This is a genomic window from Pseudomonas neustonica (assembly GCF_003797945.1).
GTDB lineage: Bacteria > Pseudomonadota > Gammaproteobacteria > Pseudomonadales > Pseudomonadaceae > Halopseudomonas > Halopseudomonas neustonica.
In genome coordinates, this window is record NZ_RKKU01000010.1 from 47,840 (window position 1) to 68,966 (window position 21,127).

Sequence of the window (21,127 nt, forward strand, 5' to 3'; positions counted from 1 at the left end):
TAAAAATGGAGTTCACTGCGGTTCCGGGCTCGGCGCGACGAACAGATAGCCTTTACTGCGGACGGTCTTGATGATGCGCGGCAAATCCGGATCGTCACCGATCTTGGGCCTGATGCGCGAAATACGCACATCAATGGAACGATCCTGGCCGTCGTACTCTATACCGCGCAAGGAGACAAAAATCTCTTCCCGGCTAAGGATGCGGCCGGCATTACTCGCAAGCAACCAGAGTAGATCGAACTCGGCGCCCGTCAGCTCAATCATATCCTCGGCTAACCAGGCCTCGCGCCGGTCGTTGTCGATCAGCAAGTTGCCAAAACTCAGACGCGGCGTACTGACCTGCTCAGGCTCACCAGAGCGGCGCAGCAAGGCGCGGATGCGCGCAAGCAGCACCTGCGGACGCACCGGTTTGGTGACATAGTCATCGGCTCCCAGTTCCAGCCCTTGTATATGATCCTGATCTTCACTGCGCGCCGTCAGCATCAGAATCGGGCGCGCAAAGCCAGCCTCGCGTACTCGCTGGCAGATACTCAAGCCATCCTCACCGGGTAGCATCAAATCCAGCACCACTACTGCCGGCTGAGTATCGAGAATACGTTGTACCGCATCGCTGCCATTGGCCTCGAGCTCGACCCTTAACCCCTGCTGTTGCAGAAAGTCACTGATCAGACCCGCCAGCTTCTGGTCATCTTCAACAATCAGAATAGTGCTGTTATCCGCTTCCATCCCACCACCTTGCCCTGACTACTTGACCGCAATTGGGCCGCGATTGTAACACCGGCGAGACAGTGCCGGGGCAACCGCAAGAAAGCAGCGCTGCAACAGTATTTTGCAGCTATCGGACAGGTACCTGTGGTGTGCTTCACACAAATCACAATATGCAGTGTTTGCCTGTTAAAACCTGAAAGTCGCGTCATTCCCCGCCGCGCAGGCGGGTCAAGCCTTCAGGCAAAAAAAACAATGAAAAAATCGGCTTGCCACATAACAAAACACACACTATCTTGTGCCAATACCGTTTCACGCAACCACATATATGGTTATGACGCACAACCTCACCTACCGCGTCAAGCGCTGAAATGATGCCGTATTTGGGTGCTACAGAGTCAGTCATGCAGACAAGGCAGCTGTAACACCTACTACATATTGTGTTTGTGACCACCAAGGAGCTGTCATGCACGCTACATCTTCACCCAGTAATACATCCGCCACCCAAGTGCATGCAGAGGGCGACCATCAAGACGACCTGAACATGAGCGCGCCCGGCCAGTTGCGCGTGATCAAACGCAACGGCACCCTGGTACCTTATACCGACGATAAAATCCGCGTTGCCATGACCAAGGCGTTTCTCGCCGTAGAAGGTGATCAGGCCGCCTCCTCCTCGCGCATTCGCGAGACAGTAGACGAGATGACCGACACCATCAGCGCCATCTTCAAGCGCCGCCTGCCTTCCGGCGGCACCCTGCATATCGAAGAGATCCAGGATCAGGTCGAACTGGCACTGATGCGCTCCGGTGAGCAAAAAATCGCCCGTAGTTATGTGCTCTACCGTGACGAACATGCCCGTCAACGCAAAGAGCGTGAAGCTGAAGCCCCTGCCGATGCTCACCCAAGCATTCGCGTCACCCTGTCTGACGGCACGCGTCAGCCGCTCAACATGGGCCGCCTACGTACCGTCATTCAGGAAGCCTGCTACGGCCTGGCCGAAGTCGATGCCGATCACATCGAGCAAGAAACCCTGAAAAACCTGTACGACGGCGTCACCCAGATCGACGTCAACACCGCCATGGTCATGACCGCACGTACCCTGGTTGAGCGCGAGCCCAACTACAGCCAGGTAACCGCCCGCCTGCTGCTCGACAACCTGCGCGCAGAAGCCCTCAGCCACCTGGGCGTCGCCACCAGCGCGACCCACAGCGACATGGCCGAGCTGTATGCTAAAACCCTGCCCGTCTACATCAAGGCCGGTATCGGTTACGAACTGCTTGATCCCAAATTGGGTGAGTTCGATCTGGACGCCTTGGGCGCCGCGATCGACCACGACCGCGACCAGCTGTTTGGCTACCTCGGCCTGCAGACCCTGTACGACCGTTACTTCCTGCACCATGAGGGTACGCGCCTGGAGCTGCCGCAGATTTTCTTCATGCGCGTTGCCATGGGTCTGGCCATTGAAGAGCAGGATAAAACCGCTCGCACTATCGAGTTTTACAACCTGATCTCCAGCTTTGACTACATGGCCTCCACGCCTACGCTGTTCAACGCTGGCACGCTGCGCCCGCAACTCTCCAGCTGCTACCTGACCACCGTGCCCGACAACCTGTCCGGCATTTATCACGCAATCCACGACAACGCCATGCTGTCCAAGTTTGCTGGTGGCCTGGGTAACGATTGGACGCCCGTGCGCGCCATGGGTGCCTACATCAAAGGCACCAACGGTCAGTCACAGGGTGTCGTGCCCTTCCTCAAGGTCGTCAACGACACCGCCGTCGCGGTAAACCAGGGCGGCAAGCGCAAGGGCGCGGTCTGCGGTTACCTTGAAACCTGGCACCTGGATATCGAAGAGTTTCTGGAGCTGCGCAAGAACACCGGTGACGACCGTCGACGCACACACGACATGAACACCGCCAACTGGATTCCAGACCTGTTCATGAAGCGCGTATTTGAAGACGGCAACTGGACGCTTTTCTCACCATCAGACGTACCCGATCTGCACGACCTGACCGGTAAGGCATTTGAAGAGCGTTACGAGTATTACGAAGCGCTGATCGAGTACGGCAAGATCAAGCTGCACAAGACCCTCAAGGCGGCCGATTTGTGGCGCAAGATGCTCAGCATGTTGTTCGAAACCGGCCACCCCTGGTTGACCTTTAAAGATGCCTGCAACCTGCGCAGCCCGCAGCAGCACGCTGGTGTGGTCCACAGCTCCAATCTGTGCACCGAGATCACGCTGAACACCAGCGCTGACGAAATCGCCGTGTGTAACCTGGGCTCGGTCAACCTGGTGCATCACATTACCGATGGCAAGCTGGATCAAGCCAAGCTGGAGCGTACCGTCAACACCGCCGTGCGCATGCTGGATAACGTCATCGACATCAATTACTACTCGGTACCGCAGGCCAAGAACTCCAACTTCAAGCACCGCCCAGTCGGCCTTGGCATCATGGGCTTCCAGGACGCACTGTACCTGCAGCACATCGCCTATGGCTCGAACGAGGCTGTCGCCTTCGCCGACCAGTCGATGGAAGCGATCAGCTACTACGCCATCCAGGCCTCCTGTGATCTGGCCGAAGAGCGTGGCAGCTACTCCAGCTTTGAAGGTTCGCTCTGGTCCAAAGGCATCCTGCCCTACGACTCGCTCGACATCCTCACCGAGCAACGCGGCGCCAAGTACATTGAAGTCGACCGTAGCTCCACACTGGATTGGGAACCGGTCCGTGCGCGTGCCAAGAAAGGCATCCGCAACTCCAACATCATGGCGATTGCACCGACCGCGACCATTGCCAACATCACTGGCGTATCCCAGTCGATCGAACCGACTTACCAGAACCTGTACGTTAAATCGAACCTGTCTGGCGAGTTCACTGTGATCAACCCCTACCTGGTCCGCGACTTGAAAGCCCGCGACCTGTGGGACCCGGTCATGGTCAACGACCTCAAGTACTACGATGGCTCGGTGCAGCAGATCGACCGCATCCCGGATGACCTCAAGGCCATGTACGCCACCGCGTTTGAAGTGGAAACCAAGTGGATCGTCGAGGCAGCCAGCCGCCGCCAGAAGTGGATCGACCAGGCGCAGTCACTGAACCTGTACATCGCTGGTGCCAGTGGCAAGAAGCTGGACGTAACCTACCGCATGGCCTGGTACCGTGGCCTGAAAACCACTTACTACCTCCGCGCGTTGGCCGCTACCAGCACCGAGAAGTCGACCGTCAACACCGGCAAGCTGAACGCGGTATCCAGCGGTAGCGCACCGACCGCCGCGCCGGCCGGTCCGGCGCCCGTGCCGAAGGCCTGTGCGATTGATGAGCCAGATTGTGAAGCGTGTCAGTAAGCGCACGTATCTGAGCGGCGCGCGCGTTGTTGCCGAGCCAGCCGTATCCGGCCACGTACATTAGTACGCTCCCGGGTCCGGCAAGCCCGACGCCTAGCGCTCACTCGCTCAGCTCCGCGCTCATGCAGCAGAGAACATGAAGTCATTCCCGCCCAAGCGGGAATCAACCAGAACCAATAGCGACTCCGAGCTGGCGACAACATCGCTCGGGCCGACACACCAAACTACTTTCAGCTTCAAGCTTCAAGCTTCAAGCTGGCGACCAAAGGGAGCCACCCCATGTTGAGCTGGGACGAATTCGATAGCGAAGACACCACCACCGCACCTGCTTCTGCAGCCGCTGAAAAAGCAGCGCCAACCCAGGCAGATAAGGCGTTAGATCAACAGGCCGCTGCCAAGGCCGAGCAGGCACGTAGCGTAGATGACGCGGACTCCGCCGCCATTGCCCGCGCCAAAGCCGCACTCGATAACCTGGATGTAGAAGAAGGTCTGGAAGAGCTGGAAGGTTCTGCCGCACGCGTCAACGTAGACGCCAAGCAGATGATCAACTGCCGCGCCGACCTCAACCAGCTGGTGCCCTTCAAGTATGAATGGGCCTGGCAGAAGTACCTCGACGGCTGCTCCAACCACTGGATGCCGCAAGAGGTCAACATGACCGCCGACATCGCCCTGTGGAAGAGCAACGACGGCTTGACCGAAGACGAGCGCCGCATCGTCAAGCGCAACCTCGGCTTCTTCTCCACCGCCGACTCACTAGTCGCCAACAACCTGGTGCTGGCCGTTTACCGCCTGATCACCAACCCCGAGTGCCGCCAGTACATTCTGCGTCAAGCGTTTGAAGAAGCTATCCACACCCACGCCTACCAGTACTGCATCGAGTCACTGGGCATGGATGAAGGCGAGATCTTCAACATGTATCACGAGATTCCCAGCGTCGCGAAAAAAGCCGCCTGGGGCCTCAAGTACACCCGCTCGATCTCCGACCCGACCTTCAACACCGGCACCGTCGAGACCGATAAAGAACTGCTGCGCAACCTGATCGCTTACTACTGCGTATTGGAAGGTGTGTTCTTCTACTGCGGCTTTACTCAGATCCTCTCCATGGGCCGCCGCAACAAACTGACCGGGGTGGCCGAGCAGTTCCAGTACATCCTGCGTGACGAATCCATGCACCTGAACTTCGGCATCGACGTGATCAACCAGATCAAGATCGAAAACCCACACCTGTGGGATGCCGCCATGAAGGACGAAGCCACGCAGATGATCCTGCAAGGCACCCAGCTGGAAATCGAATACGCCCGCGACACCATGCCCCGCGGCGTACTCGGCATGAACGCCGCCATGATGGAAGACTACCTCAAGTTCATCGCCAACCGCCGCCTAACCCAGATCGGCCTGAAGGAAGAGTACCCAGGTACCAGCAACCCCTTCCCGTGGATGAGCGAAATCATGGACTTGAAGAAAGAGAAGAACTTCTTTGAGACGCGGGTGATTGAGTATCAGACAGGCGGGGCGTTGAGCTGGGATTAAATCTGCGCCTTGATTCTCTGATCGTTCCCACGCTCCGCGTGGGAACGCACACTCTTATGCGATGCGAAGTATCCTTAAGCATTTTCTTATAAGGCAAAAATCATGAGCGAAACGAACCTTATACTTGCCTATCCAGAAAGCAACCAAGAAATACGCACCTTATACCGAGATAGCGAAGTTTTATTCTGCCTTGCAGATGTGGTGAGAATACTTGCAGAGCAAAACACTACTCTTGCCGAAGATGGAAGAAAGGTAGGCTTGGGAGGGCTAACGAAGGCATTATTAGACGCACTAGATACCGACGAAAAGTATTCTGTACCAGAAATTGCATTAGACAACCCTCAGGATGCCCAATTTGTAACCCAACCTGGGCTTTTCAGAATAATACTTCGCGATAACAGCCCAGCATGTAAAAAATTTCAACGGTGGGTATTTCACGAAGTTTTACCCTCCATTCAGCGATACGGTACCTATCCGCCGCCGAAGATTCAGCAGGGGTCCGAAGTAAAGAAAGCTGTAATGCTACTCCTTGAGGAAATTGAGGAGCGAGAAAGATTAGAGCGTGAAACGAAAGAACGATTCCTACAAACTGAGCGCCGATTAAATGAGCTTAGCCAAAAAATATCCACAACAGCGACACACCAAAATTACGGGGTGAATTATTTAACTGTCTCTGACTATTGCCGTCAGCTAGAAATAGAAAAGTCTCAAGAACAATTGCTTCGAGGCTGGTGTATAAAAATTAGTGCGGAAGAAGGGCATCCCAGCCACAAAGTGCTGAAAGATGGTCACGAAGAGGTATCGTTCTCTGAGCTCGTACTAAACAAAGCAATATCTAATATTCGCGGATAACGGAACTGCGATGGTTCCCACGCAGAGCTTGGAAACCATCGGCATATATTTTTCGCAACCGGCACAACGTAAAAATTTCAGTCGCCGGTCGACTCAATAGCCGCCTGCTCAGCTTCTTCACTATCTTCAATACTCAGAACCTCCACCGGGTCACGCTTCTGCAATTTTGGTGGCGGTGCTACCCATGCTCTGAGCTTTTGTCCAACTTCTTGGTAAAAATGCGGAACAGCTTTCTCAAGCTCTTCTATAAAAACTTTCGCGCCGGAGAAACGAGCGCCTAAATCCGCCATATAGAAAACCTCGAATGCGCTGGGCACCACATTGGTAGAAAGGGTTTCTAAAGCATTGCCATCTGCCAGGAGCGTTGCCAATGGTGTTTGGGTTTCTTCGGCACGACCGGGACGTATCGCTTTAACGTAAAAACCGTCCGCGTTCGCTTTGCTAACCTGTTTAATCAGCCAGTTCACCCTTGCGGAGCTACGTACTTTGTCTTGCGGCGCGCCGAGACGCATGGCGCAAGTAATAGTTCGCTTTGTCAGGTCAGCCGTTATATCCAGATCGGCGGCAGCATCAGGGATCGTTAGGCAGCAAGTTAGTTTGTGTTCCTTGGCCAGCAACTCACAGTCGTCTTTCAACCGCTGAACAGGATCGTTGCGGTGCGATTTACTGATTTTCTGTTTTATCTGCCTACCAAGCTTGCGACTCATAACCAGACACAGGTCGCGCTGTTCTTGATGCCAACTTGAAACCGTGTTTTCCACTTCTTCCGTAGACTTGCTCAGAACGGCGCCACTTTTTACCTTGGCAACGACTTCCTTCCATTCACGATTCATACTGTCGAAGCGTGTTGCTCCACTCGAGTCATGACTGAAGTAACGTAAAACCTCTTCCAGAATAAAGCGCTGATCCGGCGAGGTGATGTCCCCTGAGTCCAGCAAAAGTGTCGCCTGAGTTACAGCATACATCCAAGACCAATGATAGAGTTCCACGCCCTTGAGCAGCGTCTTCGGGATTTTTACTGGATGGTGGTTTGGCAAAGCAACAAACTGGTTGGTGATGGTGATCACCGCATCGATCTTATTCTTTTTTGCTTGGAGCAGATAACGTTTCAGCTGCTCTTCGCCTACTTCGTTGCTACCTATCTTTGCTTCTATCAAAGCCGCCCATTGCTTACTGCCGGTCACAAGTTGAACAAGACCGTCAGGGCGATCTTTCTTGGGAATGTCGAGATCGCATTCCAAGGCAACCTCAGTCCAGGCTCCCATTCTGGCTCGAGCGCTGACCCGGTGTCCGAGTGAAGCAAACATGACCTGCCGAAATTCATAAACCCCACGCAACGCGGCGAGAAATATAGAAGCCGCCCTTTGTTCTCGGTTTGTATCAGCTACCACCGGTATTAAACGAGCTACCTCGGCTTGCACCACGTACTCTGGCCGTTCCATGCGCATTTGTCCTTGTTGTAATCAACTTCATTGCAGCCTGATACTTCAAACTACAAAAAGAACCATCAGCTGCTCACATAGCTTTACCTTAGTTGACTCTCACAAGCGCCGCCAAAACAAAGCAGCTATTGCCGACCTCCGCGACGCGGAGCGTCACCAGACGGGTTCCCACGCAGAGCGTGGGGACCATCAGCAATGAGATTCCAAATAATAGTAATAAGTCGCTAACCCCCAATCCCGTCAGCGTTTTTATCCGCCAACCATACGGACCAATGTCCGCCGGGCTCCATCTGCAACTCTAACAAATCATACGTCTTCACCATATCTAACAAGCCTGAGTGCCCATATTTCTTAGGCGAAAAAGCGGGGTCTGTACGCTTTAGATAGGCCCCTAGCGGACCGAGTCCGACCTTACCCTCAGACGTATCACTGGCCAGTAGAGACACCGCCTCCACCACAAAGCGAGGGCGCTGCTTTACGGCTATGTGGCTGGATTCCTTAGCTGCTTCTTTGGTCTGGTCTGTTTTAGCGGTTTTAGGCTTGCTAGCAGGCTCTTCTTTGGCCGGTGACTTTTCTGCAGAGTCCGCACTAACATCTGCGTCAGGCTCGCCTGGCGTCCACTCAAAAAAGAGGTCGCTGGCGTTGCGTAACGCCTCCGGTGTTTTGCTCTCACCTACTATGCAAACTCGTGCACCACGCTCGCGCAGTTTGCGGCAAAGGTAGGCAAAATCCGAATCACTAGTAACCAGGCAGAAGGTCTCTGCACGGTGGTCAAACATGGCTTCCAGCGCGTCTAGGGCGAGGGCAATGTCTGCCGTGTTCTTACCGGAGGCGTATTGATATTGCAGATGCGGCGTAAAGGCCAGTCGCACCAGCGCCTCCTGCCAACGATTTGCGAGGGTGCCGTGGTTACCGTAGCCGCGGCGTAACGCGACCCGGCCAAATTGAGCGGCCATGCGCAAGGCATAGGGAAGGATGTCCGGTGGCACGTTGTCGCAATCAACCAGCACCGCGACGGGTACATCGGTGCCGTTGGAGAAGTCCTGAACTGCGTTGGATCGAGGATTGTTATTCATGGCGTCCCTGTTTGATTGAAGCCCATGCGCGCTTCATATTCCTGAGTGCTGCGTCTCCCGACGTTATCCCGAAGGCTTCGATAGGTAAAGCAGCAAAATAAGCTGAGGTTTGCGCTTGATGATCGTTCTCACGCTCCAGTGTGAAAATGACGCCTCGGACGCTCTGCGTAGTCCCAAGGCACCATGCGAACTCAGGCCTTGGCGAAGCAGAGCGTCACCAGACGGGTTCCCACGCAGAGCGTGGGAACCATCGGCAATTTATGAAGGCCTCCACTCAGAGTTTCTGATCGTTCCCACGCTCCGCGTGGGAACGCAGTCTTGGACGCTCTGCGTCCAGTCAAGCCACCGAGCTCATTCAGCCGCGTGGCTACGACGACTATCTCGCGCTAGACTCCAATGCAAAGCGCGGCTCCATCAGTGTTAAAACCAGCCGCGCACGCCAGCCAACCGATTCACGGAAGAATCCCATGGGCCGCAGCCGTTACGTAATCACTGAACCGGACAAGCCTCACTTCCTAACCTGCACAGTGGTTGAGTGGCTACCGCTGTTCACCCGCCCTGCCCTGGTCGAGATCCTGCTCGACTGCTGGCGTTACCAGCAGGCTAACCAGAACCTTAAGCTGTGCGGTTACGTGGTGCTAGAAAACCATCTGCACTACGTGGCCCAGGCACCCGATCTGGCCAAATGCGTCAGCGGCTTCAAGTCCTATACGGCGCGCCAGATGCTCAATCACTTGGAGCAGCATGGTGCCAATTCCACCCTCCAGCGCCTAAGCTTTGCCAAACGAGCGCACAAGCAGGATCGTGATTATCAGGTCTGGCAGGAAGGCAGTCATGCTGAACTGGTGTGCAGCGCGGACGTGATGCGGCAGAAGCTGGAGTACATCCATCTCAATCCGGTGAAACGCGGCTATGTGGATGCGCCTGAGCATTGGCGCTACTCCAGCGCGCGGAACTATGCGGGGCTAGAGGGGCTGATCGAGATTGATCGCTGGGACTGAGTGGACGCGGAGCGTCTCAGGCTGCATTCCCACGCGGAGCGTGGGAACGATCAACGAACAACTGGCCTGCCCGACTATCTGACGGCACTCCCCGCCTTCCGCTCCAAATGACTCCGATACTCCCCCGGCGTCATCCCGGTCCAGCTGCGAAAGGCACGGATAAAGGAGCTTTGTTCAGAGTAGCCGAGCAAGAGTGCGACATCGGTTTGCGCCAGTGCCGGGTCGGCCAGGTATTGTCTGGCGAGGGTGTGCCGCGTGTGCGCCAGCAAGCCGCGATAGCTGTAGCCCGCGCTGCGCAGCTGTCGATAAAAGGTGCGTACGGAGCAACCCAGGGCGGCGGCGACGGCTACGGCGCTGACGTCGCCATTTTTCATCGACTCCAGGATCTGTTCCTGCACCCGATGAAAAGACGCACCTGCTTCGGCATCGTCCATCTGCGGTAGCTGGTTGAGTAACGCCTGCGCTTGCTGTTCGAGCAGGCGCAACAGATAAGGGTCTTTGCCGGAAATCGGTAGCGCCAGCAGGTGCGCGGGAATGGTTAGCTCGATGGCGCTGCAGTCAAAATCGACCGGGCAGCCGAGCAACGCCTGATACATGCCCACATCCTGCGGTTTCGGGAATGGTAAACCGGCGCGAAGCGGTGTTATTGCTCGGCCAATCAGCGCTTGGCACAAACTGACAAAGACCGCGAGACTGAACTCACTGGCCAACGGGGTGTTGGCTACGGACTGGGTCCAGCGCATGCGCAAGGCACCCTCCTTCAACTCGGCACGTGATACCAGACCATGCTGCAGCAAACGCTGGTAGCGGTGATAGCGCGCCAGCGCCTGCCCCAGAGTGCCACAGTAAGACACCATATAGCCGACTACGCCAAAGTAGCCGGGTTTTGCCGCCAGGCCCAACCTGACGCCCAGCGCGCTGACTGGTTCTTGCTCCCAGACGGCGGCCAATAACTCACAGAATTTTTGCGCAGGAACGCTGGGCGATTCCAGGCACTGACTCATCTCCTCCTGGAGCGCGGCAGCCGGCAGCGCGCGCTCGGCGACATAGTCCTGCAGCGTATGGATGAATCCTGAGGGAAGGTAGTCTGGCTTGCTCATAAAGGCACTATCGGGACGCTGGCACAAAATGTCAATCAGGCAATTACTGCCAATACGCACACACAAGCCCAGACATACCATAAGGGCTTTGCAATCTATGTGCGGAGTAGATAATGGCTTACGTAGTCACCCAAAGCTGTATTGGCAACAAACACACTAGTTGCGTCGATGTGTGCCCAGTAGAGGCTTTCCGTGAGGCGCCGGAAATGCTGTTTATTGATCCGGACGTTTGTATTGACTGCAACGCCTGCGTCTCCGCCTGCCCTGAGGGCGCGATCTTTCCGCGCAGCATGGTCCCCGACGACCAACAGAATTTTATCACCCTCAATGCCGAGGGCGCGAAAACCCACCCGGTGATCCGCCAGAGCCTGCAAACCGGCCAACAATCGGCCAGCCCGCTCGCCAATGTGTCGAGCCGCTTTGCGATTATCGGCTCAGGCCCTAGCGGCTTTTATGCCGCCGAAGCACTGATGAAGCAGTTGCCTGGCGCCCAGGTGGACATGTTTGAGCGTTTGCCCACGCCATTCGGCCTGGTGCGTTATGGCGTGGCGCCGGATCACCCGCGTATCAAGTCTGTCACTAGTAGCTTTGAGCGCATCGCCGAGAGTGAGCGCTTCCGCTTTTTTGGCAACGTGCAGATCGGTCGCGACCTGAGCAGCGCCGAGTTGCGCCAGCATTACCACGGCGTGATCTACGCCACCGGCGGTTCACAGAGCCGCCCGCTTAACCTGCCCGGCGCCGACAGCGGCAACATCTTTGGTTCATCTAATTTTGTCGGCTGGTACAACGGGCACCCGGATGAAGCCGATTTGGCGCCCGACCTGTCGGGCACAACCGCCGTGATCATCGGTATCGGCAACGTCGCGCTCGATATCGCCCGTCTGTTAGTACTGCCCCATGCGCAATTGAGCAAGACCGATATCGCCGACCACGCCCTGCAGGCACTGGCCAATAGCGGCGTGGACGAAGTCTGCCTGCTGGCCCGCCGTGGTCCCGCGCAAGCCGCCTTTACGCCAAAAGAGCTGGAACAGCTGATGGCCATCCCCGGCCTGCAACTGCGGGTAGATGCCGCTGATCTTGAACTGGACGACGCAACCGCGCGCCAGCTAGAGCAGCCCGAATTTGCCGAGGCGCGCCAGAACCTCAGCCTGCTGCGCGAGATTGCTGCGCGCCCCTTGAGCGCAGGCAAGCGCATTCGCTTTATGTTTTATACCAGCCCCGCCGCCTTCACCGCCGCCGGCGGACAGGTCACCGAGGTAGAGGTGCAGCGCAACGAACTGGTACGCGATGAGCAAGGTGCGCTGGTGGCACGCCCTGCGGATCAAAGCTCACGTCTGACTGCCAGCCTGGTGGTCCATGCGATCGGCTACCAGGGCTCGGCCATTGACGAGCTGCCCTTCGATTTGGGCCGTGGCGTGATGCAGCATGAGCAAGGCCGCATTCAGGGCCATGCCGACAGCCGCGATTACGTGGCTGGCTGGATCAAGCGCGGTGCCAGTGGCGTGATTGGCAGCAACCGCCAGTGCGCCACTGAGAGTGTGCAGCGCTTGCTCGCCGACCTGGGCAATAGCCTGCCCGAGCGCGGCGGCGATATCAGCGAACTGTTGTCTGCACGCGACGTACAGAGCGTCAGCATGGCGGACTGGCAGTTGCTTGATCAACATGAGCAAACCCGTGGCCGTATTGAAGGCCGGGTGAGAAGCAAGGTCGTCAAGATTGCCGATATGCTCAGCGTTATCCGCGATGCCCGCGCCCACGAAGAAGAACAAACTCGCCTACCGGTGAAAACTCACCACCGCGCCTGCACCCTATGTGAAGCCATGTGCGGTGTGGTGATCGAAACCCAGGGCGAGCAGATTCTGTCGATCAAGGGCGACAAGGACGACCCGCACAGCGAAGGCCATATCTGCCCCAAAGGCTACGCCCTGCAAGATCTGCACAACGATCCGGATCGCTTGCGTACGCCGCTGGAAAAGGTCAACGGCGAATGGCTGCCGATTGACTGGGACAGCGCGCTCGACAAGGTCGCAGCCAAGCTGGTGGATATCCAGCGCCGCCACGGTGACGATTCGATTGCCGGTTACTGGGGCAATCCCTCATCGCATAACCTGGGGTTGATGATGGCCTCAGGCACGCTGCGCAAGGCGATTGGCACACGCAATATCTCGTCCGCCGCCTCCCTCGACCAGATGCCCCACCAGTTGGTCTCTTACCTGATGTTTGGCCATAGCCAGCTATTTACCATTCCGGACATCGACCGCACGCAATACATGCTGATGCTGGGCGCCAACCCGGCGGCGTCTAACGGCAGCCTGATGACCGCTGGCGACATTCTCAAGCGACTGGAGCGTATTCGTGAGCGCGGCGGCAAGGTGGTACTGATTGATCCACGCCGCACAGAATCGGCGCGCTATGTCGACCAGCACCTGTTTATCCGCCCCGGTACCGACGCCTTCTTTTTGCTCGGCCTGATTCGTCACGTGCTCGACCAGGGGCTGACCAAGCCAGGCCGCCTGCGTGACCTAGCCGACGACTGGACGGCGCTCGAGCCGCTGTTCGACGGCGTATCACTGGAGCAAGTCAGCGCACGCTGCGGTATTGCGGTAGCAGACATCAAGCGCATTGCCGAAGACTTTGCCGCCGCCGAATGCGCTGTGTGTTACGGCCGCATGGGCGTTTCCACGCAAAGCTACGGCGCACTCAACCATTGGCTGATGCTGGTACTCAATATCCTGACCGGCAATCTCGACCGCCCCGGCGGCATGATGTTTACTACCCCGGCCTTTAATAAGGCACAGAGCCGGCCCATGGGCAGCTTCAATACTTACCAAAGCCGAGCGCGTGGGCTGCCGGAGTTTGATAGTTACTTCCCTGCGGTGACCATCGCCGAAGAAATGCTCACGCCCGGTGAGGGCCAGGTGCGCGGTTTTGTCTGTGTGGCCGGCAACCCGGTGCTGTCGACGCCCAACGGGCGGCAGATGGACGAGGCGCTGGACCAACTGGAGTTCATGGTCTCCATCGACTTCTACCTGAACGAAACCTCACGCCACGCCGACATCATTCTGCCACCCACTGGGCCGCTGGAGCACGAGCAATATGACATCGTGTTCAACATGCTGGCGGTGCGTAACCTGGCGCGCTTCAGCGACCCGGTATTTGCAGCACCGGAAGGCACGCGCTGCGACTGGGATATCGTGCAGGGGCTGACCGCGCGCATCATGGCACTGAAAAACCCGGATGCCGAGCCTGCGCGCAAAATGCCCTCGCCTGAACAGATTCTTGATCATGGCTTGAAAACCGGCCCCTATGCCGAAGGCTTCCATGAGTACAACAGCGGCGAGCCAGTGAAGTATGACGAGCCGCTAAGCCTGGACGTACTCAAACGCTACCCGCACGGTCTGGACCTAGGGCCTATGCGCGAATCCTTCCCCGGCTACCTGTTTACCGCCGATAAAAATCTGCATCTCACGCCGCCGGAACTGGTCGCCGATCTGAGCCGCGCCATGGCTGAGCTGCGTGGCGCCGAGCAAGGCGAGCTGATGCTGATTGGCCGTCGCGATCTGCGTACCAACAACTCCTGGATGCACAACAGCGAGCGACTGGTCAAAGGCAAGGACCGCTGCGCCCTGCTCGTCCACCCCAGCGATGCCGAGCGTCTGGGGCTGGCAAGCGGTAAACAGGCGCGCATCATGTCACGCACCGGAGAACTGCTGGTCAGCGTGCAGGTGAGTGAAGACATCATGCCCGGCGTGGTGTGCCTGCCACACGGCTGGGGCCATGATCGTGAGGGTGTGAGTCTGCGCGTTGCCCAGAGCAAGCCCGGCATCAACGTTAACGACATTACCGATGATCAGGTCGTCGATGTGCTATCCGGCAATGCTGTGCTCAATGGCATTCCGGTGTCGGTAGTCGCGGCGTGAGTCGTTCCAGCTAGTAGCGCAGCATCACGCAGTAACGGTTTCGAGCCGAGTAGACAGAAGCCTGATGTGTGAGTGATTGAGGGGAAACCAAAAAAAGGCCAGTGCTAATCGCACTGGCCTTTTTTTAATTCAAGTGAGTGTTAGTGGGAACTCAACTCACTTACTTCTTTTTCTCGGCAATCATTGCCCGCAGATGGGCGGCACGATCTTCAGAAGCGGGGTGGCTATCAAACATGCTGCTGCTACCGCTATTCATGGCTGCAAGCTTATCAAACGCACTCACCAGGCCGTCTGTGTCCAGGCCACGGTCTACCAGCAAATTCAGCGAGAATTCGTCTGCAGCGCTTTCCTGCGACTGTGAGAACTGTGCACCAATCAGCGCTTCAGTCATTGCGCCTAGCTTAGACTGGGCCGCAGCGGATACGGCTGCGTTGCTGGAAAGCGCGGCGGCATTGCGGCCCACAGACGTTGCGGCGGCGACCTGCATGGCGCGCTTGGTATGTCCCAACGCGACGTGACCCATTTCGTGGCCCAGCACACCGGTTACCTCTTCGTTATCCATCAAGTCCATGAGACCCGAGTAAACGCGGATGCAACCATTTGCCATTGCCCATGCATTGACGTCATCGGCCATATACACCTTGTAATTGACCGGCGTACCGGCGATCTCATTACCCAGTGAGCTGGCGATGGAATTCAACCGGCGCGTGTATTCACTATTGCTGGGGGCGATCTCGGCGCGAGCATCCATCTCTTGGCATGCATCGTTGCTCATCGCGATCACTTCTGCGTCGCTGAGCGTCGCTGCTTTCAATCCAGTCATGCCTGCTTGCAGAGCATTGCCGTCGAGGTTGCTGCAGCCAGTGACCAAAGCGCTGAGAGAGAGAGTGAGAAAAATACCAGTGAGTTTCACGATACATGTCCTTTGCGGTGAGGATTGAAGTAGTTAAAAGACGCCCTTCAGCGGCGCGCGCAGATACTACCGGCAAGCGCCATCACTTTAAAAGCCATCACCCGTGCTGTATCGAATCCGAGACTCGTAAACCTCGACCATTGCGCAAAAATGGCTGAATGGCGGAAGAAGTAGTTGAATCCAGGACACATTCCTAGGGCCAATTCTTGGTGAAGTCCCAACGGCACCTGGCGACGCAGGAGCCATCAAAACTGATGCTTGTACCTGAGTTGATCATCCCACCCGAAGCGGCCCATAAAGGCAGCCAATTGATTCGCGCTTTTACCAACCAGCAACAGGCCAATCATCTGGCTGCAATGACCATTCAGAGCCGTGACCTTGCCATTGGGCTATTGCTGACCAGAGCGGGTTATCGCTTGCAAGCGCATCGATTTATGCCTGAGCAGTGAATACAATGATAAATACTATCAATTGCATTACTGAAAGGCGCTTAACGCATTTCAATAATGCAAAGGCATCATTTTTTCGGGAAGTCGGTCTGGATGGAAACGCACACACCCAAGTACGACGCAACCGCCCGGCTGCTTCACTGGATTTCTGCGGCGGTGATTTTGTGGGCCACTCTGACCGGATTTTCTACTCTGCTACTAGCCAATGACAGCGCCCTCAAACATGTCATTGCCGACTTTAATGTGTCGCTGACGACGCTTTTTATTCCGGTTTTTCTGTGTCGAGTAATCTACCGTCTGCGCACGCCCTCGCCTTCTTATAACAACCAGCTCAGCACCAAAGAGGCAGGCATTGCCAAAGTAGCGCATTGCGTTATGTACATCCTGGTAACCCTGGTGCTGCTGAGCGGCGTGTTGATGATGACGAAAGACATTGAGCTATTTCACCTGATTGCCATACCTCAGATGGTGCACAACGACTTTGCACTAGCCTTGCTGAAAAAGTTGCATACCCTGGCTACAGTCCTGCTGGGTATCGGCATTATTTTGCATTTGGCGGCCGTGGTAAAACACGAGTTGGCCGGCAAAACCATGCTGCGGCGGATAGTCTAACCACCCGCTTGATTTATTGGTCATTAAGCCTATAACGCAGAGCGGGCATCCACCATAGCCGAGAAAAAACCGCAGTTAGCAAAGCTTCACACAAGCAAAAAGCGCATTGCCGGATACCCGATCCCAGGGCAGGATTCTGTCGTAATCATGCTCCAATACCTGCACATCAAAATACGGCGCAAGCAGGGCGAGTAATTCGTCAAAGCGCACCGCAACCATGGGGTGTGAGTCGTTCCATACCTGCCTTTCACCCGCCGTATTTTTTTCAATACGCAGTTTTAGCGCCTGCTGCGAACCAGTGCCAGCGTAATGCCAACCCGAGCTAAAGCTGAATAGCGAATCCGCGTGTTTAACGTTGTGCGAGACCCAAGAGCCGTTGTCGATATGCTGCCTGTCCACCGCGTTAAAGCAGAAGAGCCCGCCATCGACCAGTGCCGAATGCACGCTGGCGATACAGGCGTTCAAGCGCTCGATACTGGCGCTGTAATGGATGGAGTAGAGAAAGCAGGTAATCAGATCGAACGGCTGACTCGCGGAGAAACCGCACATATCCTGCAGCGAAAACTGCGCTTCAGGGCATCTGGTCAGCGCCCGGTCCAGCATGGGTTGGTTGATGTCGAGCCCGCTGCTTTGAAATCCGGCATCAAGAAAGTGCCGGATGTGCGGCCCGGTCCCACAGGCCAGATCAAGATGCCTTTTGCCACCATTGCCAAGCAGTTGCTGCAGCCGCTGAACGCAACTGCTTTGCGCGCTGTAGTCGATATCAGCGCACATGAGATCGTAGTAGCCCGAAAGGTCGGTGTAGATGGCGTTACTGGGCATGGTGACCTGAGATATGAGGTTGCGCATTGGGGGCGCGCATCATATATCGGGCACACACAAATTAACCATATCTAAACACCGGTTTTCAGCGGCCGACAAATTGCGTTAGCGCCACTGCGGCCTATTCGCTAGCGTCATCTTTTTCACTGCGCCCTATGATAGCCGCGCCCACCAGATCACCGGTTACATTCAGAGCCGTTGCGCCCATGCCCACCAGCGCATCTATGGCCGCAAGCAAGGCAACGGTTTCGATCGGCAGGCCCACTTGGGCAAAGACAGTCGCAATCATCACAATACCCGCACCGGGCACGCCTGCCGTGCCTATGGTTGCCAGGGTGCCAACAATCACAATTTGCATCATCTGCATCAAATCCAACGGCATACCAATCACGTTAGCCGCGAAAACGGCAGAGATGGCGATTCGGATCGCTGCACCATCCATATTGATGGTTGCGCCCAATGGCAGAATGAAGCTCGAGACCCGGTCAGACAGCCCCATGCGGCTTGCCGCATTCATGGTAATAGGCAAGGTGCCAGAGCTGCTCTGCGTAGCAAAAGCGGTAACCACGGGGGTTCTGGCATGACGGATAAAATTACCCAGCTTCACGCCCGATACCAGCATGGCCAACACATACAAGCCTGCATGCACAAAGAGCGCGATATACAACACCAAAACCATGCCCGCGAGGGAGGTAATGGTATCGGCGCCCTGCTTTGCAACGGTGCCAGCGACGATCGCGAAGATGCCAATAGGCAGGTAATGCAGCACGCCGCGCATGATCATCATGGTGGCTGCGTTGAGTCCATCAACTACCGTCAGCACCTGTTTGGCAGCATCACCATAAACCGGGGAATCCCGCAGTTTCAGCAGTGCAATCCCAAAGGTCACAGCAATAAATATGATGCCGAGCATATTCATATCAACAAAGGCCGCAAACAAATTGTCAGGCACAATGCTGAGTATGACCTGAACGATACTGGCCTCACTTTTCACCTCGACCACAGCCTGGCTATCAATCTGCATGCCCGTGCCTGGCGCCAGCACGGACGCCACGGCAATACCGACGATCATCGCAATGGCGGTGGTCAGCAGGTACCACAGGATAGTTTTTCTACCCAGACGTCCCATCCCGCCGACATCTCCCTGATTAATTCCCACGATCAGGGTAAACAGAACAATGGGCGCGATCAGAAACTGCAGCAAACGTAATAGCAGCTCACCCAAGGGCGCAAACCCGTCTACGACAGACTGCGTCGCAAACAGGCCAACGCCCAGCCCCAATATCAAGGCGATGGTAATCCGGATTATCAGAGAGGATTCTGTATACTTCTTGAACAACGCTTGCATAGCTTCTTCTCTGAGTTAAATAGGGAGCAGCAGTGCGCCGGGCCTGGTGGTGCTGGCGTCGCCTTCGGGCACTGTGCTGCGCAGTATAAGAACTCGCCTACCTTTCACAACCTCATGCACTGCAAAAGTGACAATTGCGCTTCGTGATAGCAGTCTAGCGAAAGCGCATGGTCAACGGTAAAAGCCGAACCGCCGCACGCACACATCTACGTCGAACGCCTCACCAATGGCAATCACCGCTACGCTGCGCATCGTTGCAGGGTCGAACTCAGCGTCAGTACGGTGCGCGCTCAACTCTGTATAGGGCACAACGAAGCGCGTCCATTGTGGCGCTATCGGCAAGGTACAGCGGAAAGACTGCCAGGGTTTGTCCAGCTGAGTGGTTTTTACATTGAGGTTATAATCGTGCGCCGGGCCGCATAACTCTATGAACAGGCCTGCATATTCAGCGAGAGGCTCGCCTGGCTCGATCTCGAGCTTCATCTGCAAAAAGCCGCCATTATTCTCCAGGCTGGTTCGACCCGTCAGGCAGGTGCATGCCGAACCAACACGGCAGTCCTGCCGTATTCCCCCGGAAGACTCACCACCCATGACCTGATCGCTGATCGCCATCCAAGGCGAGCGGTCATTGGCACGCGCCTGATAGATATCGACTAGTTGCTCGGCCTGTACAGCAGGACCATGCGTTCGCAACGTTTCTTTCATAGGCCTTTGGTATTCCTTGAATCGCCCCTAGTTTCGTAGACACCTCCAGGCCTTATAATCGAGGCACCCAGGAGGTCCAATGAGCAACTCACGCTACACCGAAGAATTTAAAATTGAAGCCGTCAAACAGGTGGCTGACCGAGGCCACTCTGTTGCCGAGGTCGCCGCCCGATTGGGCGTGTCAGGCCACAGTCTTTATCAGTGGATCAAGCGCTACTCCAAGCCCACCGCCCAGCGACAGCAGGATGATGATCTTCAGGCTGAGAACCGGCGATTGAAGGCCGAGCTCAAGCGCGTATCAGAAGAGCGAGATATATTAAAAAAGGCCACCGCGTACTTCGCCAGAGAGTCCGACTGAGGTACGCGTTTATTCAGAGCCAAGTGGACAAATATCCCGTGCGCCGCCTGTGCAAAATGATGACTGTGCACCCCAGCGGTTACTATGCATGGTGTCGCAACAAGCTGTCTGATCGCGCTCGGGAAGATCAGCGTCTGTTGGGCCAGATAAAACACTCTTGGCTGGAAAGCGGCGGCGTGTATGGCTATCGCAAAATTCATCTGGATCTTCGTGAAGCGGGTGAGGCTTGCGGTAAGCACAGGGTAGCCCGCCTCATGCGCTGCGAGGGATTGCGCTCACAGACGGGTTATCGCCGCCGCCCTGGTCATTACGGTGGGAAGCCTGCGGTAGTTTCACCCAATCACTTGGATCGCCAGTTCGATGTAGCGGCGCCCAATGTTGCCTGGGTGACAGACATTACTTACATCCGCACCTACGAAGGCTGGTTGTATTTGTCCGTGGTTATCGACCTGTTCTCGCGTCAGGTTGTCGGCTGGTCGATGAAGCCGCGCATGACATCTGACTTGGCGCTAGACGCGCTGTTAGCAGCAGTGTGGCGTCGCAAGCCGCAAGGATGTGTGATGGTTCATTCGGACCAAGGCAGTCAGTTTAGTAGCGGGGACTGGCAGAGTTTCCTGAAAGCGAATCACCTGGTGGGCAGCATGAGCCGCAGGGGAAACTGCCATGACAACGCGGTAGCTGAAAGCTTCTTTCAATTACTCAAACGGGAGCGAATCAAGCGACAAATCTATCCAACACGCGAGGCTGCAAGACAAGACGTGTTCAATTACATTGAGATGTTTTATAACCCAAGGCGCCGGCACGGCACGAGTGGTGACCTGTCACCGGTCGAGTACGAAAAGCGTCATTACCAGAGTCTGGCGAGTGTCTAGAATACTGGGGGCGATTCACCTGTTGACTGATGATGCGGTCTCAGCAGCGGGAACGCGAATCCAGCATCACTGATTAGCA

At 56.1% G+C, this 21,127-nt stretch carries 16 protein-coding genes and 1 pseudogene; 9 read left to right on the forward strand and 8 right to left on the reverse strand.

The window, feature by feature from the left end:
- Positions 1–12: 12 nt before the first annotated feature.
- Entirely contained in the window at positions 13–726 is a 714-nt protein-coding gene (locus tag EF096_RS09970; RefSeq protein ID WP_123889474.1) for a response regulator transcription factor, read from the reverse strand.
- Between the two features lie 445 nt (positions 727–1,171).
- Here EF096_RS09970 and EF096_RS09975 point away from each other — a divergent pair, with 445 nt between their 5' ends.
- From EF096_RS09975 to EF096_RS09985, 3 genes are all read left to right on the forward strand, one after another.
- Positions 1,172–4,048, forward strand: coding sequence for a ribonucleoside-diphosphate reductase subunit alpha (locus tag EF096_RS09975; protein ID WP_123889475.1), 2,877 nt, complete (start codon positions 1,172–1,174; stop codon positions 4,046–4,048).
- Positions 4,049–4,327: 279 nt separating this feature from the next.
- Positions 4,328–5,578, forward strand: a complete 1,251-nt coding sequence (locus EF096_RS09980) for a ribonucleotide-diphosphate reductase subunit beta (protein ID WP_123889476.1) — start codon at positions 4,328–4,330, stop codon at positions 5,576–5,578.
- 102 nt (positions 5,579–5,680) lie between these two features.
- Positions 5,681–6,430 (forward strand): BRO-N domain-containing protein, encoded by a 750-nt coding sequence (locus tag EF096_RS09985; RefSeq protein WP_123889477.1) that lies wholly within the window; start codon positions 5,681–5,683, stop codon positions 6,428–6,430.
- 77 nt (positions 6,431–6,507) lie between these two features.
- Here EF096_RS09985 and EF096_RS09990 read toward each other — a convergent pair whose 3' ends face one another.
- Both EF096_RS09990 and EF096_RS09995 read right to left on the reverse strand, forming a co-directional pair.
- A complete protein-coding gene (locus EF096_RS09990) occupies positions 6,508–7,872 on the reverse strand; it encodes a hypothetical protein (protein WP_123889478.1) in 1,365 nt (454 codons plus the stop codon).
- Between the two features lie 224 nt (positions 7,873–8,096).
- Positions 8,097–8,948, reverse strand: a complete 852-nt coding sequence (locus tag EF096_RS09995) for an NYN domain-containing protein (RefSeq protein WP_123889479.1) — start codon at positions 8,946–8,948, stop codon at positions 8,097–8,099.
- Positions 8,949–9,415: 467 nt separating this feature from the next.
- Here EF096_RS09995 and EF096_RS10000 point away from each other — a divergent pair, with 467 nt between their 5' ends.
- Positions 9,416–9,949 (forward strand): REP-associated tyrosine transposase, encoded by a 534-nt coding sequence (locus EF096_RS10000; protein WP_123889480.1) that lies wholly within the window; start codon positions 9,416–9,418, stop codon positions 9,947–9,949.
- Positions 9,950–10,023: 74 nt separating this feature from the next.
- Here EF096_RS10000 and EF096_RS10005 read toward each other — a convergent pair whose 3' ends face one another.
- A complete protein-coding gene (locus tag EF096_RS10005; protein WP_158611259.1) occupies positions 10,024–11,049 on the reverse strand; it encodes an AraC family transcriptional regulator in 1,026 nt (341 codons plus the stop codon).
- 206 nt (positions 11,050–11,255) lie between these two features.
- On the opposite strand from EF096_RS10005, the pseudogene EF096_RS20585 reads away from it, so the two are divergent.
- Both EF096_RS20585 and EF096_RS20590 read left to right on the forward strand, forming a co-directional pair.
- Positions 11,256–11,924: pseudogene (locus tag EF096_RS20585) on the forward strand (FAD-dependent oxidoreductase); the annotation flags it as partial.
- Between the two features lie 849 nt (positions 11,925–12,773).
- Positions 12,774–14,969 (forward strand): molybdopterin oxidoreductase family protein, encoded by a 2,196-nt coding sequence (locus tag EF096_RS20590; RefSeq protein ID WP_372237886.1) that lies wholly within the window; start codon positions 12,774–12,776, stop codon positions 14,967–14,969.
- A gap of 160 nt (positions 14,970–15,129) precedes the next feature.
- On the opposite strand, the gene EF096_RS10015 is transcribed toward EF096_RS20590, so the two are convergent.
- A complete protein-coding gene (locus EF096_RS10015) occupies positions 15,130–15,867 on the reverse strand; it encodes a M48 family metalloprotease (protein ID WP_305955057.1) in 738 nt (245 codons plus the stop codon).
- Positions 15,868–16,136: 269 nt separating this feature from the next.
- Here EF096_RS10015 and EF096_RS10020 point away from each other — a divergent pair, with 269 nt between their 5' ends.
- Together EF096_RS10020 and EF096_RS10025 are read left to right on the forward strand one after the other, a co-directional pair.
- On the forward strand, positions 16,137–16,331 hold the full coding sequence (locus EF096_RS10020; RefSeq protein ID WP_123889483.1) for a hypothetical protein: 195 nt from the start codon (positions 16,137–16,139) through the stop codon (positions 16,329–16,331).
- A gap of 93 nt (positions 16,332–16,424) precedes the next feature.
- Positions 16,425–16,943, forward strand: coding sequence for a cytochrome b (locus tag EF096_RS10025; RefSeq protein ID WP_158611260.1), 519 nt, complete (start codon positions 16,425–16,427; stop codon positions 16,941–16,943).
- A 75-nt stretch (positions 16,944–17,018) separates the two neighbouring features.
- On the opposite strand, the gene EF096_RS10030 is transcribed toward EF096_RS10025, so the two are convergent.
- The 3 genes from EF096_RS10030 to EF096_RS10040 all read right to left on the reverse strand — a co-directional run bounded on the left by EF096_RS10030 (position 17,019) and on the right by EF096_RS10040 (position 19,818).
- Positions 17,019–17,765 carry a class I SAM-dependent DNA methyltransferase gene (locus tag EF096_RS10030; protein ID WP_123889536.1) on the reverse strand — a complete coding sequence of 249 codons (747 nt, stop codon included), beginning with the start codon at positions 17,763–17,765 and terminating at the stop codon, positions 17,019–17,021.
- 121 nt (positions 17,766–17,886) lie between these two features.
- Positions 17,887–19,113: a dicarboxylate/amino acid:cation symporter gene (locus EF096_RS10035; RefSeq protein ID WP_123889485.1), complete on the reverse strand. Its 1,227-nt coding sequence runs from the start codon at positions 19,111–19,113 to the stop codon at positions 17,887–17,889.
- 171 nt (positions 19,114–19,284) lie between these two features.
- A complete protein-coding gene (locus EF096_RS10040; RefSeq protein ID WP_123889486.1) occupies positions 19,285–19,818 on the reverse strand; it encodes a CIA30 family protein in 534 nt (177 codons plus the stop codon).
- Positions 19,819–19,897: 79 nt separating this feature from the next.
- On the opposite strand from EF096_RS10040, the gene EF096_RS10045 reads away from it, so the two are divergent.
- Positions 19,898–21,048, forward strand: a protein-coding gene (locus EF096_RS10045; protein ID WP_123888245.1) for an IS3 family transposase whose coding sequence is annotated in 2 segments (ribosomal slippage) — positions 19,898–20,135 and positions 20,135–21,048 — 1,152 coding nt in all. Because the reading frame shifts where the segments join, the coding sequence is not laid out codon by codon here.
- The last annotated feature ends 79 nt before the right edge of the window (positions 21,049–21,127 follow it).